The organism is Pantoea sp. JK (genome assembly GCF_026130245.1).
Lineage (GTDB): Bacteria > Pseudomonadota > Gammaproteobacteria > Enterobacterales > Enterobacteriaceae > Pantoea > Pantoea trifolii.
In genome coordinates this window covers 209,165-224,124 of record NZ_JAINFN010000006.1, presented here as the reverse complement: position 1 = coordinate 224,124, position 14,960 = coordinate 209,165, and the positions used below count along the sequence as shown (strand labels likewise).

The following is a 14,960-nucleotide window of genomic DNA, read 5'->3' as shown; positions in this document are numbered from 1 at the left end:
GCCCTACGAAACAACGGAAATTACACGGGAGTCATTATGACCTGGGAATACGGGCTGATTGGTTTAGTGATTGGCATTATTGTCGGCGCAGTCGTCATGCGTTTTGGCAACAAGAAGCTGCGCGAGCAGCGTAGCATGCAGTATGAACTGGAAAAATCGAAGGCTGAGCTGGCGGATTACCGCGAAGAGCTCACCAACCACTTCGCCCGCAGCGCCGAGCTGCTGGACAACATGGCACATGATTATCGCCAGCTGTATCAGCACATGGCGAAAGGATCTAACGACCTGCTGCCAAACCTGCCGGGCGAAAAAAATCCGTTTGCCTACCAGCTGACGGAAGCCGAAGCGGATAACGATCAGGCGCCTGTACAGATGCCGCGTGATTACTCTGAAGGCGCATCCGGCCTGTTACGTGGCAGTGACCGCGCACCGCGTAATTAATCCTTTTGGGGCACAGCTTGGCTGTGCCCTTTTTGTTTTCGAACACAAACCACAAACTACTGTCACACTTCTTTTATCCCTTTCGCAGCGAGAGCGTTGTAGCAATGAAAAAACAAGCACGTCTGTTAAGCGCATTAGCCTTGGGTATCGGGATGAGTTTGGCTGCGGCACCGAGTGCGCTGGCGACTCTTCCCGCCCAGATTCAGGGACAAGCATTGCCAAGCCTGGCACCGATGCTGGAAAAAGTTCTGCCCGCAGTAGTGAGCGTGCGTGTTGAAGGTACCGACAGCGGCCAGCAGGCGCAGGAGATTCCTGAACCGCTGAAGCGCTTTTTTGGTCAGGCTCCGGGCCAATCTCAGCCTCAACCCTTTGAAGGTCTGGGCTCCGGCGTGATCATCGATGCCGCTAAAGGCTACATCCTTACTAACAATCATGTGGTCAGCAACGCCGACAAAATCAGCGTGCAGCTGGGTGACGGCAACGAATATGACGCTAAGTTAATCGGTCACGATGAACAAACCGACATCGCCTTGATTCAGGTTGAAGGCGCGAAAAATCTCACGCAGATAAAAATCGCCGATTCCGATTCGTTAAAAGTGGGTGATTTTGCCGTGGCCATCGGAAATCCATTTGGTCTGGGTCAAACGGCCACATCAGGCATCATCTCTGCGCTGGGCCGAAGCGGCCTGAATCTGGAAGGTCTGGAGAACTTTATTCAGACCGATGCCGCGATTAACCGCGGTAACTCCGGCGGTGCGCTGGTGAACCTGAATGGCGAGTTGATTGGTATCAACACCGCGATTCTGGCGTCAAGCGGCGGCAACATCGGCATCGGCTTCGCCATACCGGCCAACATGGCGATGAACCTGGCGCAGCAGCTGATTCAGTTCGGCGAAGTGAAGCGCGGTCAGCTCGGCATTAAAGGCACGGAAATGACCGCCGATATCGCCAAAGCGTTCAATGTGGATGCGCAGCGCGGTGCCTTTGTTTCTGAAGTGCTGCCGAAGTCAGCCGCCGAGAAAGCGGGCATTAAAGCCGGCGATATTATTACCTCCATCAATGATAAGCCGATCACCAGCTTTGCTGAGCTGCGTGTGAAAGTCGGCACCACGCCGCCGGGCCAGGACGTGAAAATTGGCCTGCTGCGTGAAGGCAAATTGGTCAATGTCACCGTCACGCTGGAACAGAGCGCGCAAACCACCGCCAGCGCGCAGTTGATGTCCCCGGCCCTGCAAGGCGCAACGCTGAGCGATGGCGCGACCAAAACCGGTGACAAAGGCGTGAAAGTCGATGCCATCGAAAAAGGCACGCCAGCGGAGCAAGTGGGTTTGCAGAAAGACGATGTGATCATCGGCGTGAACCGCAATCGCGTCGCTTCTATTGCTGAAATGCGCAAAGTGCTGGAAGGCAAACCGCCGGTGCTGGCACTGAACGTGGTGCGCGGCGAAGAGAGTATTTACCTGCTTCTGCGATAATCCTCGCATCAGGCGGACAAGCAGGTGTTTGTCCGCCTTTCTCATGCTATTCTGCCCTGCGATCTCACCTGGCTTGAAATAACACCATGTTTCTTAAACTTTTGCGTTCTGTGGTGATGGGCCTGATCGTGGCTGGCTTACTGCTTGTCGCGATCCCTGCGTTACGTATGGGCAGCAACATCACCTTTGAACATGACAACAGCGACGATGAAGTACCCGTTAGTTTTAATCAGGGTGTGCGACGCGCCGTGCCCGCAGTCGTCAACGTCTATAACCGCAGCGCCCACGGCAACAATAATCGCGGCATCACCACGCTCGGCTCCGGCGTGATCATGAACGGCAAAGGCTACATCCTCACGAATAAACATGTGATTAATAACGCCGATCAAATCATCGTCGCGCTGCAGGATGGACGCTTCTTCGAAGCCAACTTAGTGGGTTCCGATGCCATGACCGATTTAGCGGTGTTGAAAATCAGCGCCTCCAACTTGCCGGTTATCCCCATCAACGCCAAACGCATCGCGCACATCGGCGATGTGGTGATGGCGATCGGTAACCCGTACAACCTCGGTCAAACCGTGACGCAAGGCATTATCAGCGCCACCGGACGCGTGGGCTTAAGCTCATCCGGACGACAAAATTTCCTGCAGACCGATGCCTCGATCAATCAGGGCAACTCGGGCGGCGCATTGATTAACTCGCTGGGCGAACTGATGGGCATTAATACCCTGACGTTTGATAAAAGCAGCGATGGCGAAACCCCGGAAGGGATTGGCTTCGCCATTCCCACCGCGCTGGCGAGCAAAATCATGGATAAGCTGATTCGTGATGGTCGGGTGATTCGCGGCTATATCGGCATTAGGGGGCGCGAACTGCCGCCGCTACATGGCCAGGGCAATAATCTCGATCGCGTTCAGGGCATTATCGTTAACGACGTCACGCCGGGCGGGCCTGCCGATAGCGCTGGCATTCAAGCCAATGACGTGCTGCTTGAAGTGAATGGAAAACCTGCGCTCTCGGCGCAGGAAACCATGGATCAGGTGGCAGAAATTCGTCCGGGCTCGGTGATTGACGTGCAGATTTTGCGTAATGAAAAGAAAATGACCTTGCCGGTGACGATTCAGGAATTCCCTGAAGTCACCGCGCCCGCCACCACCACGCCATAAGGGCGCTTGCGCGCCCTGATAATTTAGCTGCGATCAACCGGGAAGGCGATCACTTCGCTCAGCGAGCTGGCCTTCAGTGCCAGCATGATTAAACGATCCACGCCCAACGCCACGCCTGAGCAAGCAGGCATTCCGTGTGCCAGCGCATCCAGCAGATTGGTATCAATAGGATGTTGCGGCAGGCCACGCGCAGCACGACGACGATTGTCCTGTTCAAAGCGCTGACGCTGCTCACGGCTATCGGTTAACTCACGGAAACCGTTCGCCAGCTCAATCCCTTTGTAATAGACCTCGAAACGCTCGGCGACACGGTGATCTTCGGTACTGATCTCCGCCAGCGCGGCCTGTGTTGCCGGGAAGTGGTAGACGAAGCACGGCTTATCATTACCAATCTTCGGTTCAACGCCCAGCATAAACAGCAGTTGCAGCAGCGTATCGCGGTCTTCTTCACGATTTGCCAGCTCGCCCTCGCCCAGCTTCTCCGCCACTTCGCGCAGCTGTGCTTTATCGGCCGACAGCGGATCCACTTCCAGATGGCGGATAAACGCCTGCTGATACGACAGCGATTCCGCGCTATCGCACTCCAGCACCTGCTGCATCAAATCGTCCACTTCGTTCATCAGACGGTACATGTCATAGTGCGGACGATACCACTCCAGCATGGTGAACTCGGGATTGTGGTGACGACCCGCTTCCTCATTGCGGAAGCTGCGACCCATCTGGTAGATCGGGCCACTGCCGGCCGCCAGCAGGCGCTTCATGTGATATTCCGGACTGGTCATCAGCCACAGATCGCGCCCTTCGGCAGCGCCGGGCCCAACAAAACGCGTCTGGAACGGCACCAGATGGATGTCAGTAATGGTCGCCTGGCTCATCGCCGGGGTATCGACCTCCAGCACGCCGCGATCGGCAAAGAAACGACGTATTTCCGCCATAATAGCGGCGCGTTTCAACAAATTGGCAATGGATGCGCTCGGCTGCCAGCTTGCCGTTTCGCTCATGTTGATGACTCCTCATACAGATAAGGGGTGGAAGTCTACCCGCATTGCCGATAGCAAACAACGACAGCGGGCGCAGGCAGCAATTTGGTATCGGGCAGCTATACTTAACCTATTAAATCGTAAAGGAATCCCACAATGTCCCCATGGAAAACCCTGCTCGCCAGCCTGAGCGCCTTTCTCTCCGTTGCCTGTACGACCACGCCGCCCAAAGGCGTCACGGTGGTAGAAGGTTTCGACAGTCAGCGCTATCTCGGCCAGTGGTATGAAATCGCCCGCCTCGATCACCGCTTTGAGCGCGGATTACAACAGGTTACCGCTAATTATAGTCCGCGCGAGGACGGCGGCTTGAAGGTGATCAACCGTGGCTACAATCCGCAGAAACAGCGCTGGCAGGAGAGCGTGGGCAAAGCCTACTTCACCGGCGATAAACAGCGCGCCTCGCTGAAAGTGTCGTTCTTTGGCCCGTTTTATGGCGGTTACAACGTGATTGCGCTGGATCCTGACTATCGCTATGCGCTGATATGCGGGCCGAATCGTAGCTACTTGTGGATTCTGTCGCGTACGCCGCAGCTGGATGAGAGTGTAAAACAGCGTTTGGTTGAACAGGCCAGACGTGCCGGATTCCCGGTTGAAGAATTGATTTGGGTAGAGCAGAAATAATGAGAACCGGTGCGAAAGTCGCTTTCACACCGGAATAGCTTACTGTGCGCTGCGCTGAATCGCTTTCCCGCCCGCCTGAACGTCTTCGCCAACACCACGGGTGGTATTACAGGCGGTCAGAACGGATGAGAGCACCAGCACGGAAAAAATCGCGACAATACTTTTCTTTAACATAGCCATATCCTTTTTGGTTGCAGTAAAAGTACAGCTCTTAAAGCATAGTCTTGATCTGTAAAACTGCGGATTGGGCGGGTGAAAAAAGAGAAGAGAAATACACAGAGAGAAAAAAGGCGCATCAATGATGCGCCTGATTTGACGATTATTTTACGCGAGAAACGTATTCGCCAGAGCGGGTATCCACTTTTACCACTTCGCCAATCTGTACGAACAGTGGCACTTTGATGACCGCGCCAGTCGACAGCGTAGCGGGCTTGCCGCCGGTACCTGCGGTATCACCCTTCAGGCCTGGATCGGTTTCGATGACTTCAGCTTCGATGAAGTTCGGTGGCTGAACAGCGATCGCTTTATCGTTCCACAGGGTAACGATACAATCTGCATTGTCCTGCAGCCACTTGGTCACGTCATCCAGCACTTTAGATTCGATCTGATACTGCTCGAAAGATTCCGGATGCATGAAGTAGTAGAAGTCGCCGTCGTTGTAAGAGTATTGCAGCGTCATATCACGAACGTCTGCGCCTTCGGCAGAGTCAGTAGATTTGAAGGTCTTCTCAACGCGAGAACCGGTCAGCAGACGACGCATTTTTACGCGCGCAAATGCCTGGCCTTTACCCGGCTTAACGAACTCACTGGCTTCGATGGCATATGGCTCGCCTTCGAACATGATTTTAAGACCGGGACGGAAATCGTTGCTAAGATAAGTCGCCATAAAGGCCCTCTGTAAATATTGAACTGGTAAATAGCCAAAAAAATGGCACACATTGTAACCCTAAATCCCCCCGTCAGAGAAGATTGGTTGCAGCAACTAGCTGATGTTGTCACCGAACCTGCTGAATTACTGCAACTTTTATCTCTTGATCAGCATGCTGATCTGGCTGCAGGCGCTGATGCACGCAAGCTTTTCGCCCTGCGCGTACCGCGCGCCTTCATCGCACGCATGAAAAAAGGCGATGCGACGGACCCGCTACTGCTGCAAGTGCTCACCAGCCGTCAGGAATTTATTGATGCGCCAGGTTATAGCACCGATCCGCTGGATGAACAAAGCAGCGTGGTGCCGGGTTTACTGCATAAGTATAGAAACCGTGCGCTGCTGCTGGTAAAAGGCGGCTGTGCGGTCAACTGCCGCTACTGTTTCCGCCGTCATTTCCCCTACCAGGATAACCAAGGCAACAAGCGCAACTGGCAGGCGGCGATTGATTACATTGCCACGCATCCGGAACTGGATGAGATCATCTTCTCCGGCGGCGATCCGCTGATGGCGAAAGATCATGAGCTGGCATGGCTGGTGGACGCGCTGGAAAAAATCCCGCACCTCAAACGCCTGCGCATTCACACCCGCTTGCCGGTGGTAATCCCGGCGCGAATCACTGAAGGCTTGTGTCAGATTTTGGCCGACACGCGTCTGCAGGTGTTGATGGTGAGCCACATCAACCACGCGCAGGAAATTGATGACGAGCTGCGTTTCGGCATGCAGATGCTGAAGCGTGCGGGTGTTACGCTGCTTAATCAGAGCGTGTTGCTGCGTGATGTGAATGATGATGCGCAGACGCTGGCGGATCTCAGCAATGCGCTGTTTGATGCCGGCATTCTGCCCTACTACCTGCATGTGCTGGATAAGGTGCAAGGCGCGGCGCACTTCTTTGTTTCCGATGAAGAAGCACGCATGATAGTGCGCCAGCTGCTGGCGATGGTGTCCGGTTATATGGTGCCAAAACTGGCGCGCGAGATTGGCGGCGAGCCCAGCAAGACGCCGCTGGATTTACAGCTGCGTCAGGAATAAAAAAAGCCGCATTAGCGGCTTTTTTTACGATTGCAACTTACGGGCACTTATACACCTGTCCGGTCATTTTGCTGTCGAGCGGCGCGAAAGCGGACAGCAGATTCTGCGTCGGGCTGGTGGCGCCATAAATCACGTTACCGCCCATTTCTGCCGCGCGGTTGCGCAGGTCGTTCGCTGCGCCACGCAGTGAACTGCCTTCACCGCCTGAACCGCTCAGCCAGTTGCTCTGGGAGCCGGTGAGCGTTCCCAGCAGCTGACATTGACTTGCGGGTTGTTGGTCGGTGAAGGTCACGCGTTCGCCGCCAGCACTCAGTTGATTGGAGCTGCTACAGCCCGCCAGCAGTAAAGTTCCGACTGCCAGACCGAGCAAGAGGTTAATCCGCATTGTAATCCCCATTTATTATCATCAGTGTCGGGCGGCAGCGTAGCAGAAAAGCGCACTTTTTTTCTGAACATTCATTGCCCTAAACCCGTAAAGCCGAAGTATTGCGCCCTTACTTATACCTTGTTCCCCAGCAAAAGAAAAACCCCCGACCGTTTCCGATCGGGGGTTTTCCAGATGACTTAAGCAGTCAGGGGCAATTACATCATGCCGCCCATTCCGCCCATGCCACCCATACCGCCAGCGCCACCTAAATCAGGTGCATCGTTTTTAGGCAGATCGGTCACCATCGCTTCGGTGGTGATCATCAGGCCCGCAACAGATGAAGCGTACTGCAGCGCAGAACGGGTCACTTTGGTTGGGTCCAGAATACCGAAGTCGATCATGTTGCCGTACTCTTCGGTCTGCGCGTTGTAACCGTAGTTACCGTCGCCCGCTTTCACGTTGTTAGCAACAACTGAAGGCTCTTCGCCGGCGTTAGACACGATCTGACGCAGTGGTGCTTCCATTGCGCGCAGCGCAACTTTGATACCCACGTTCTGATCTTCGTTATCGCCTTTCAGGCCAGATGCGGCGATTTTCGCTGCAACGCGAACCAGCGCCACACCACCACCAGCAACTACGCCTTCTTCTACTGCAGCACGGGTCGCGTGCAGAGCATCTTCAACGCGTGCTTTCTTCTCTTTCATTTCAACTTCAGTTGCTGCGCCCACTTTCAGAACGGCAACGCCGCCTGCCAGTTTCGCTACGCGCTCCTGCAGTTTCTCTTTGTCGTAATCAGAGGTCGCTTCTTCGATCTGCTGACGAATCTGCGTTACGCGGCCAGAGATAGCGCCTTGATCGCCCACGCCATCGATGATGGTGGTGGTGTCTTTGTTGATCACAACGCGTTTTGCCTGACCCAGATCTTCCAGGGTAGCTTTCTCCAGCTCCATACCGATCTCTTCAGAGATCACGGTACCGCGGGTCAGGATAGCGATATCCTGCAGCATGGCTTTACGACGGTCGCCGAAGCCAGGTGCTTTAACCGCAGCCACTTTCACGATGCCGCGCATGGTGTTCACCACCAGCGTTGCCAGTGCTTCACCTTCCACGTCTTCTGCAATGATCAGCAGTGGCTTACCGGCTTTCGCAACGGCTTCCAGCACGGGCAGCATTTCGCGGATGTTGGAGATTTTCTTGTCAGCCAGCAGGATGAACGGGGTTTCCAGCTCAACTGCGCCTGTTTCTGGCTTGTTGATGAAGTAAGGAGACAGGTAGCCGCGATCAAACTGCATACCTTCAACCACGTCCAGCTCGTCTTGCAGGCCGGTGCCTTCTTCAACGGTGATAACGCCTTCTTTGCCCACTTTGTCCATCGCGTCAGCGATCAGAGTACCCACGGTTTCGTCGGAGTTAGCAGAGATGGTACCAACCTGTGCGATAGCGCGTGAATCCTGGCAAGGTACAGACAGGGTTTTCAGTTCTTCAACGGCAGCGATAACGGCTTTATCGATACCGCGCTTCAGATCCATCGGGTTCATGCCCGCAGCCACTGCTTTCAGGCCTTCGGTGATGATTGCCTGAGCCAGAACGGTTGCGGTGGTGGTGCCGTCGCCTGCTGCGTCGTTCGCTTTAGAGGCCACTTCTTTCACCATCTGTGCGCCCATGTTTTCGAACTTGTCTTCCAGCTCGATTTCACGCGCAACAGAAACACCATCTTTAGTGATGGTCGGTGCACCAAAAGATTTATCCAGAACCACGTTACGGCCTTTCGGGCCCAGGGTAACTTTTACTGCATCTGCCAGTACGTTTACGCCACGCAGCATTTTTACGCGTGCGTCATTACCGAATTTTACGTCTTTAGCTGCCATTTCAAATATCCCTTAAATTCGTTTCGTTCAGTGAATTACGCGTAAATTACGCTTCAACTACTGCAAGGATGTCGCTTTCGGAGATGATCAGAACTTCTTCGTTGTCGATTTTCTCGGTTTTAGCACCGTAGCCTTCGCTGAAAATCACCAGATCACCCACTTTTACGTCCAGTGGCTTAACTTCACCGTTTTCCAGGATGCGGCCTTTGCCAACAGCCAGGACTTCACCGCGGGTAGATTTACCGGCAGCTGAACCGGTCAGCACGATGCCGCCCGCTGATTTAGCTTCGACTTCTTTACGCTTGACGATAACGCGATCGTGCAATGGACGAATTTTCATTTGATAGCTCTCCTTTAGAAAGTCCAATCATTCATTTTTGGGGTTGAGCCGGACAGCAGGGCTTCCAGCCTCGTGCTGGAAGAGATAGGGGCAATAAGTGGGGATTCAAGGGCAAAAAATATAAATATTTTCGTTTTTGCAACAGATGGCGAAAAATGCAGCAAAAAGGCGGCTTGCGCCGCCTTGATGAGTTTATTGGTCTTTATCGCGACCAATTCGGTCCTGATCTTTTCGCTCGTATTCACCGTCCACGGTGAAACCGGCATCCGGACCAGCGCCCGGTCCGCGCCACATGCGCAGATGCGGCATCAACTTCAGGGTCAGATGTTTTTGCACCGGCGGCAACAGCAGCAGTAAACCAAGGAAGTCGGTGAAGAAACCCGGCAACAGCAGCAGGAAGCCGGAGATAATCAGCGAAACGCTTTTGGTCATCTCCGCCGCCGGGCTTCCGTTACGCGCCAGCTTCTCCTGCATCAGCCGGAAGTTCTTCATGCCCTGATTTTTCACCAGCGACACACCAATACACGAGGTGAAGATCACCAGCAGCATGGTGAGCAGCACGCCCAGCGCATGTGCGACCTGAATGAAGATTGAGATCTCAATCCAGGCCAAAACAAAAAAAATCACTAACGGTAACCAGCGCACCGAATTCTCCTGTGAGTTGGAGCTGCCCCGCAAATTGCCAGGCAGCAGAAAGGGAGGGTCTGTAGGACCGTATTGATAGAGATGGGCATTTGCACCGGCATTTTCAACCGATCCTGCCATTTTTTTCCCACTGACTTAAAATTGCGAAGTACATCACATATCGTTATTACCGCTGGGCCTGCAAAAGCCCGTAAAGTGATCTGTGCACAAACAATTCTGTAACATCAGAATATGATCGTGCCCGTCAGCGCGAAGATGGATAATATGTCGGCGCTGACATTCCACGACAATATAATCGCTTCACCTGCACGTTAATTGCCGCCCGTCCATCCGGACGCCCGGCAGTAACCAGGCAGCAATAATAAGAAGGTAATCATGGCGAACAACATTCGTATCGAAGAAGACCTGTTAGGCATGCGCGAAGTTCCGGCAGACGCTTACTACGGTGTTCATACTCTGCGTGCGATTGAAAACTTCTATATTAGTAACAGTAAAATCAGCGACATACCGGAGTTTGTCCGCGGTATGGTGATGGTGAAGAAAGCAGCCGCGCTCGCCAACAAAGAGTTGCAGACCATTCCCCGCAATATCGCCAACACCATTATTCAGGCCTGTGATGAAGTGCTGAATAACGGTAAATGCATGGATCAGTTCCCGGTTGACGTCTATCAGGGCGGCGCGGGCACCTCGGTCAACATGAACACCAATGAAGTGCTGGCCAACATCGGTCTGGAGCTGATGGGCCATCAGAAAGGTGAATATCAGTACCTCAATCCCAACGATCACGTGAACAAGTGTCAGTCCACCAACGACGCTTATCCAACCGGTTTCCGTATCGCGGTATACGCTTCGATCCTGAAACTGCTCGACGGTATCAATCAGCTGAGCGAAGGCTTCCAGCGTAAAGCGGTTGAGTTCGAAAACATCCTGAAAATGGGTCGTACCCAGCTGCAGGATGCGGTGCCAATGACGCTTGGCCAGGAGTTCCACGCGTTTAACGTGCTGCTGAATGAAGAGACCCGCAGCATTCTGCGCACCGCCGAACTGCTGCTGGAAGTGAACCTTGGCGCGACCGCCATCGGTACCCGTCTCAACACGCCAGATGGCTACCAGCAGCTGGCGGTACAGCGTCTGGCGGAAGTGAGTAATCTGCCGGTGGTGCCTGCAGAAGATTTGATTGAAGCCACTTCCGACTGCGGCGCATACGTGATGGTGCACTCAGCGCTGAAACGTCTGGCGGTGAAACTGTCGAAAATCTGTAACGACCTGCGCCTGCTCTCTTCCGGTCCGCGCGCCGGCCTGAATGAGATCAACCTGCCAGAACTGCAGGCCGGTTCATCAATCATGCCCGCCAAAGTGAATCCGGTGGTGCCAGAAGTGGTGAATCAGGTGTGCTTCAAAGTGATCGGCAACGACATCACCGTCACCATGGCGTCTGAAGCCGGTCAGCTGCAGCTCAACGTAATGGAGCCGGTGATTGGCCAGGCGCTGTTCGAATCGATCAGCATCCTGACGAACGCCTGCTTCAACCTGCTGGAAAAATGCGTCAACGGCATCACCGCCAACAAAGCGGTGTGTGAAGCTTACGTGTTCAACTCGATTGGTATCGTCACTTATCTCAACCCGTACATCGGCCATCACAACGGCGATATCGTCGGTAAGATTTGTGCCGAAACTGGCAAGAGCGTACGTGAAGTGGTGCTGGAGCGCGGCCTGCTGACGGAAACCGAACTGGACGATATTTTCTCCATTCAGAACCTGATGCATCCGGTATATAAAGCCAAACGTTACACCGACGAAAACGAACAGTAATCCGTTCCGGATCAAGTTGCCAAAAGCACGCCCGTATACAATGCGGCGTGCTTTTTTCATTTTGGCGGCTACAACTTTAAGAGTCGGGATTTCTCTGCGGCTCAGGGAGTGGAACGAATGGTAGTAGTGGAGTTGGTTATTGTCCTGCTGGCGATCTGGCTCGGTGCGCGTCTTGGCGGCATCGGCATCGGTTTCGCGGGCGGTTTAGGTGTGCTGGCGTTGACGCTGATTTGCGGCTTAAAACCTGGCGCGATCCCCTTCGATGTGATCGAAATTATCATGGCGGTGATTGCCGCGATTGCCGCGATGCAGATCGCTGGCGGTCTCGACTATCTGGTGGGATTGGCCGAGCGTCTGCTGCGCCGTCATCCACGCTATGTCACCTTCCTTGCGCCGCTGGTCACCTACATCATGACGCTGCTGGCCGGTACCGGTCACACCGCGTTCTCCACCTTGCCGGTGATTGCTGAAGTGGCGAAAGAGCAAGGCGTACGCCCTTCACGTCCGCTGTCGATTGCGGTCGTCGCCTCGCAGATTGCCATCACCGCGTCGCCGCTTTCTGCGGCAGTGGTGTTTTTCGCCTCCATTCTTGAACCGCGTGGCGTAAGTTATCTGGCGCTGTTAGGCGTCGCGATTCCCTCTACCATGGCAGCAATCTTCTGCGCCGCTATCATCACCAGTTTCCTCGGCAAAGAACTCAAGGATGATGAGGTTTACCAGGCGCGTTTAGCAAAAGGAGAAGTGAAACTGCGCGGTGAGCAGGTTTATGACATCAAACCAGGCGCGAAGCGTGCTGTCTTCCTCTTCCTGATCGGCATCGCCGCCGTGGTGCTCTACGCCACCGCGATTAGCGACAGCGTTGGCCTGATCACCAATCCGGTGCTGCCGCGCAACGAAGCTATCGTGGTGTTTATGCTGACCGTTGCCACGCTAATTTGCCTGACCTGCAAAATCGATACCGGTGAAATCCTTAGCGCCAGCACCTTTAAATCAGGCATGAGCGCCTGTATCTGCGTGATGGGCGTTGCGTGGCTGGGCGATACCTTCGTTAAAGCACACCTCAACGACATTCAGGCGTTAGCCGGTGACATGCTGCAAGGTTATCCGTGGATGCTGGCGCTGGTGCTGTTCTTCGCCGCCACGCTGCTCTATTCGCAGGCCGCCACCACCAAAGCGTTAATGCCTGCCGCGTTGATGCTGGGCGTCTCGCCGCTGGCCGCCGTCGCCTCCTTTGCGGCGGTTTCCGCGCTGTTCGTGCTGCCGACCTATCCTACGCTGTTGGCCGCCGTCGAAATGGATGACACCGGATCAACCCGTATCGGTAAGTTTGTGTTTAACCACTCCTTTATTATTCCCGGCGTGTTGGCGATTGCCTTCTCGGTGGCGTTTGGCTTCCTGTTTGGCAGCCTGATTTTGTAGCGCCGTTACATCCTGAAAACCTCGTGGCGAAGCGGTCATGCTATTATCGCGGCCTATTCGCCACCGGAGCTCATTTATTCGCTATGGCTGCACGACTCTTTCGCCTTGCCGGCTTTTGCCTGGCGCTGGTTTTCTGCCTTTCGGCACAAGCCTCACTCTTCTCCCCGAACAACAACAGCCGTTTTGTGCCGGTTGATCAGGCTTTTGGCTTCGATTTCTCGCAGCAGGGCAATCAGTTGACGCTCAGCTGGAAAGTGAAGGATGGCTACTATCTCTATCGCCAGCAAATCCACGTTACGCCGCAAAAAGCGCAGATTACCCCGTTGACGCTACCGCCTGGCCAGCCGCACGAAGATGAGTTCTATGGCAAAAGTGAAATCTACCCGCAGGATCTGCAACTGCCGATCACGCTGCGTCAGGCCGATGCTGGCGCGAGCATTACCGTCACCTATCAAGGCTGCGCCGCCGCCGGTTTCTGCTATCCGCCTGAAACCCGCGCCGTACCGCTGAGCGCGGTTGCCGCCAATCAGGATGCGCCCGCAGTCAGCGCGCAGCCCGCTAGAAACAGCACGCCGCTGCCGTTTTCACCGCTGTGGGCGCTGCTGATTGGTATTGGCGTCGCTTTCACGCCGTGCGTATTGCCGATGTATCCGCTGATCTCCAGCATCATTTTAGGTGGCCCGCGCCGCTATTCGATGGGACGATTGTTCGCGCTGGCGATGGTCTATGTGCAAGGCATGGCGCTAACCTACACCGTGCTCGGCATGGTGGTCGCCGCGGCGGGATTACGCTTCCAGGCGGCGCTGCAGCATCCTTATGTTTTAATGGGCTTGTCGGCGCTGTTTATCGTGCTGGCGCTGTCGATGTTTGGCCTGTTCTCGCTGCAATTGCCTGCCAGCCTGCAAACGCGCCTCACGCTGTGGAGCAATCGCCAGCAAGGTGGATCGCTGCCCGGCGTATTTATGATGGGCGCATTGGCCGGATTAATCTGCTCGCCCTGCACCACCGCACCACTCAGCGCCATTCTGCTGTATATCGCGCAGAGCGGTAATCTGTGGGCCGGCGCCGGCACGCTGTGGCTGTATGCCTTCGGCATGGGCCTGCCGCTGATTGCCGTGACCCTGTTTGGCAACAAACTGCTGCCAAAAAGCGGACCGTGGATGCAAACCGTCAAAGAAGGTTTTGGCTTTGTGATTCTGGCGCTGCCGGTATTCCTGCTGGAACGCGTGATTGGCGATCTGTGGGGTATTCGTTTGTGGAGCCTGCTCGGCGTGGCGTTTTTTGCCTGGGCATTCAGCCTTAGCCTGCGCGCCAGCGGTAAATGGCGTGTGCTGCAAATCATCATGCTCGCCGCCGCGCTGGTGAGTGCTCGCCCGTTACAGGATTGGGCGTTTGGCAGCAGCAACAGCGCGCAAGCCGTGGCGCATCTGCCGTTCCAAACCATCACCAGCAGCGAGCAGCTCGGTAGCGCGCTGCAGCAGGCGCAAGGCCGCATCACCATGGTCGATCTGTACGCCGATTGGTGTGTAGCCTGCAAAGAGTTCGAGAAATACACCTTCAGCGATGAAGGTGTGCGTAACGCATTAAGTCAGGTGCAATTGCTGCAAGCCAATGTCACCGCCAATAACGCGCAGGACAACGCGCTTTTACAGCATCTGCAGGTTTTAGGTTTGCCGACCATTCTGTTCTTCGATGCGCATGGCAAAGAGATCCCTGATTCGCGAGTCACCGGCTTCCTCAACGCCGCCGATTTTCGCGCACATTTGCAGAATGTGTCACGTTAAACGACACTGTCAGCAGAACACTGCC

The 14,960-nt window shown here is 54.8% G+C and carries 15 protein-coding genes; 8 read left to right on the top strand and 7 right to left on the bottom strand.

Translation table 11 applies throughout. The annotated features are described in order from the left end of the window. Window positions 1–36: 36 nt before the first annotated feature. The 3 genes from zapG (at window position 37) to degS (ending at window position 3,082) form a co-directional block, all read left to right on the top strand. Complete coding sequence (zapG, locus tag PanJK_RS15075) at window positions 37–441, top strand: Z-ring associated protein ZapG (RefSeq protein ID WP_064737767.1); 405 nt, start codon at window positions 37–39, stop codon at window positions 439–441. Between the two features lie 104 nt (window positions 442–545). Beyond that, window positions 546–1,916 (top strand): serine endoprotease DegQ, encoded by a 1,371-nt coding sequence (degQ, locus tag PanJK_RS15070; RefSeq protein WP_256698248.1) that lies wholly within the window; start codon window positions 546–548, stop codon window positions 1,914–1,916. 86 nt (window positions 1,917–2,002) lie between these two features. Beyond that, window positions 2,003–3,082: an outer membrane-stress sensor serine endopeptidase DegS gene (gene degS / locus PanJK_RS15065; RefSeq protein WP_265300818.1), complete on the top strand. Its 1,080-nt coding sequence runs from the start codon at window positions 2,003–2,005 to the stop codon at window positions 3,080–3,082. 23 nt (window positions 3,083–3,105) lie between these two features. Here degS and epmA read toward each other — a convergent pair whose 3' ends face one another. Continuing rightward, entirely contained in the window at window positions 3,106–4,083 is a 978-nt protein-coding gene (epmA, locus tag PanJK_RS15060) for an elongation factor P--(R)-beta-lysine ligase (RefSeq protein WP_256698245.1), read from the bottom strand. 135 nt (window positions 4,084–4,218) lie between these two features. Here epmA and PanJK_RS15055 point away from each other — a divergent pair, with 135 nt between their 5' ends. Further along, complete coding sequence (locus tag PanJK_RS15055; RefSeq protein ID WP_265300816.1) at window positions 4,219–4,743, top strand: lipocalin family protein; 525 nt, start codon at window positions 4,219–4,221, stop codon at window positions 4,741–4,743. A 39-nt stretch (window positions 4,744–4,782) separates the two neighbouring features. Here PanJK_RS15055 and PanJK_RS15050 read toward each other — a convergent pair whose 3' ends face one another. Together PanJK_RS15050 and efp are read right to left on the bottom strand one after the other, a co-directional pair. Continuing rightward, the gene (locus PanJK_RS15050; protein ID WP_008104408.1) at window positions 4,783–4,917 is read right to left on the bottom strand and encodes an entericidin A/B family lipoprotein; all 135 of its coding nucleotides are present in this window, start codon (window positions 4,915–4,917) and stop codon (window positions 4,783–4,785) included. Window positions 4,918–5,062: 145 nt separating this feature from the next. Then, window positions 5,063–5,629 (bottom strand): elongation factor P, encoded by a 567-nt coding sequence (efp, locus tag PanJK_RS15045; protein WP_034826669.1) that lies wholly within the window; start codon window positions 5,627–5,629, stop codon window positions 5,063–5,065. A 42-nt stretch (window positions 5,630–5,671) separates the two neighbouring features. Here efp and epmB point away from each other — a divergent pair, with 42 nt between their 5' ends. Next, complete coding sequence (gene epmB, locus PanJK_RS15040) at window positions 5,672–6,700, top strand: EF-P beta-lysylation protein EpmB (RefSeq protein ID WP_256698243.1); 1,029 nt, start codon at window positions 5,672–5,674, stop codon at window positions 6,698–6,700. A 37-nt stretch (window positions 6,701–6,737) separates the two neighbouring features. Here the strand turns inward: epmB and PanJK_RS15035 are convergent, their stop codons facing one another. The 4 genes from PanJK_RS15035 to PanJK_RS15020 all read right to left on the bottom strand — a co-directional run bounded on the left by PanJK_RS15035 (window position 6,738) and on the right by PanJK_RS15020 (window position 9,920). Continuing rightward, window positions 6,738–7,085 carry a DUF4156 domain-containing protein gene (locus tag PanJK_RS15035; RefSeq protein ID WP_061718298.1) on the bottom strand — a complete coding sequence of 116 codons (348 nt, stop codon included), beginning with the start codon at window positions 7,083–7,085 and terminating at the stop codon, window positions 6,738–6,740. Between the two features lie 197 nt (window positions 7,086–7,282). Beyond that, window positions 7,283–8,935, bottom strand: a complete 1,653-nt coding sequence (groL, locus tag PanJK_RS15030; protein WP_265300807.1) for a chaperonin GroEL — start codon at window positions 8,933–8,935, stop codon at window positions 7,283–7,285. Window positions 8,936–8,981: 46 nt separating this feature from the next. Next, entirely contained in the window at window positions 8,982–9,275 is a 294-nt protein-coding gene (locus PanJK_RS15025; protein ID WP_008104420.1) for a co-chaperone GroES, read from the bottom strand. Window positions 9,276–9,467: 192 nt separating this feature from the next. Then, entirely contained in the window at window positions 9,468–9,920 is a 453-nt protein-coding gene (locus PanJK_RS15020; protein ID WP_265300804.1) for an FxsA family protein, read from the bottom strand. Window positions 9,921–10,295: 375 nt separating this feature from the next. On the opposite strand from PanJK_RS15020, the gene aspA reads away from it, so the two are divergent. The 3 genes from aspA (at window position 10,296) to PanJK_RS15005 (ending at window position 14,935) form a co-directional block, all read left to right on the top strand. Continuing rightward, window positions 10,296–11,732 carry an aspartate ammonia-lyase gene (gene aspA / locus PanJK_RS15015; RefSeq protein ID WP_008104424.1) on the top strand — a complete coding sequence of 479 codons (1,437 nt, stop codon included), beginning with the start codon at window positions 10,296–10,298 and terminating at the stop codon, window positions 11,730–11,732. Window positions 11,733–11,849: 117 nt separating this feature from the next. Next, window positions 11,850–13,151: an anaerobic C4-dicarboxylate transporter gene (locus PanJK_RS15010; RefSeq protein WP_256698239.1), complete on the top strand. Its 1,302-nt coding sequence runs from the start codon at window positions 11,850–11,852 to the stop codon at window positions 13,149–13,151. Between the two features lie 83 nt (window positions 13,152–13,234). Then, on the top strand, window positions 13,235–14,935 hold the full coding sequence (locus PanJK_RS15005) for a protein-disulfide reductase DsbD (protein ID WP_265300800.1): 1,701 nt from the start codon (window positions 13,235–13,237) through the stop codon (window positions 14,933–14,935). Window positions 14,936–14,960: the final 25 nt, after the last annotated feature.

Coding starts and splice junctions, on each gene's coding strand:
- zapG (WP_064737767.1), top strand. CDS start 37: ATGACCTGGGAATACGGGCTGATTGGTTTAGTGATTGGCATTATTGTC.
- degQ (WP_256698248.1), top strand. CDS start 546: ATGAAAAAACAAGCACGTCTGTTAAGCGCATTAGCCTTGGGTATCGGG.
- degS (WP_265300818.1), top strand. CDS start 2,003: ATGTTTCTTAAACTTTTGCGTTCTGTGGTGATGGGCCTGATCGTGGCT.
- epmA (WP_256698245.1), bottom strand. CDS start 4,083: ATGAGCGAAACGGCAAGCTGGCAGCCGAGCGCATCCATTGCCAATTTG.
- PanJK_RS15055 (WP_265300816.1), top strand. CDS start 4,219: ATGTCCCCATGGAAAACCCTGCTCGCCAGCCTGAGCGCCTTTCTCTCC.
- PanJK_RS15050 (WP_008104408.1), bottom strand. CDS start 4,917: ATGTTAAAGAAAAGTATTGTCGCGATTTTTTCCGTGCTGGTGCTCTCA.
- efp (WP_034826669.1), bottom strand. CDS start 5,629: ATGGCGACTTATCTTAGCAACGATTTCCGTCCCGGTCTTAAAATCATG.
- epmB (WP_256698243.1), top strand. CDS start 5,672: ATGGCACACATTGTAACCCTAAATCCCCCCGTCAGAGAAGATTGGTTG.
- PanJK_RS15035 (WP_061718298.1), bottom strand. CDS start 7,085: ATGCGGATTAACCTCTTGCTCGGTCTGGCAGTCGGAACTTTACTGCTG.
- groL (WP_265300807.1), bottom strand. CDS start 8,935: ATGGCAGCTAAAGACGTAAAATTCGGTAATGACGCACGCGTAAAAATG.
- PanJK_RS15025 (WP_008104420.1), bottom strand. CDS start 9,275: ATGAAAATTCGTCCATTGCACGATCGCGTTATCGTCAAGCGTAAAGAA.
- aspA (WP_008104424.1), top strand. CDS start 10,296: ATGGCGAACAACATTCGTATCGAAGAAGACCTGTTAGGCATGCGCGAA.
- PanJK_RS15010 (WP_256698239.1), top strand. CDS start 11,850: ATGGTAGTAGTGGAGTTGGTTATTGTCCTGCTGGCGATCTGGCTCGGT.
- PanJK_RS15005 (WP_265300800.1), top strand. CDS start 13,235: ATGGCTGCACGACTCTTTCGCCTTGCCGGCTTTTGCCTGGCGCTGGTT.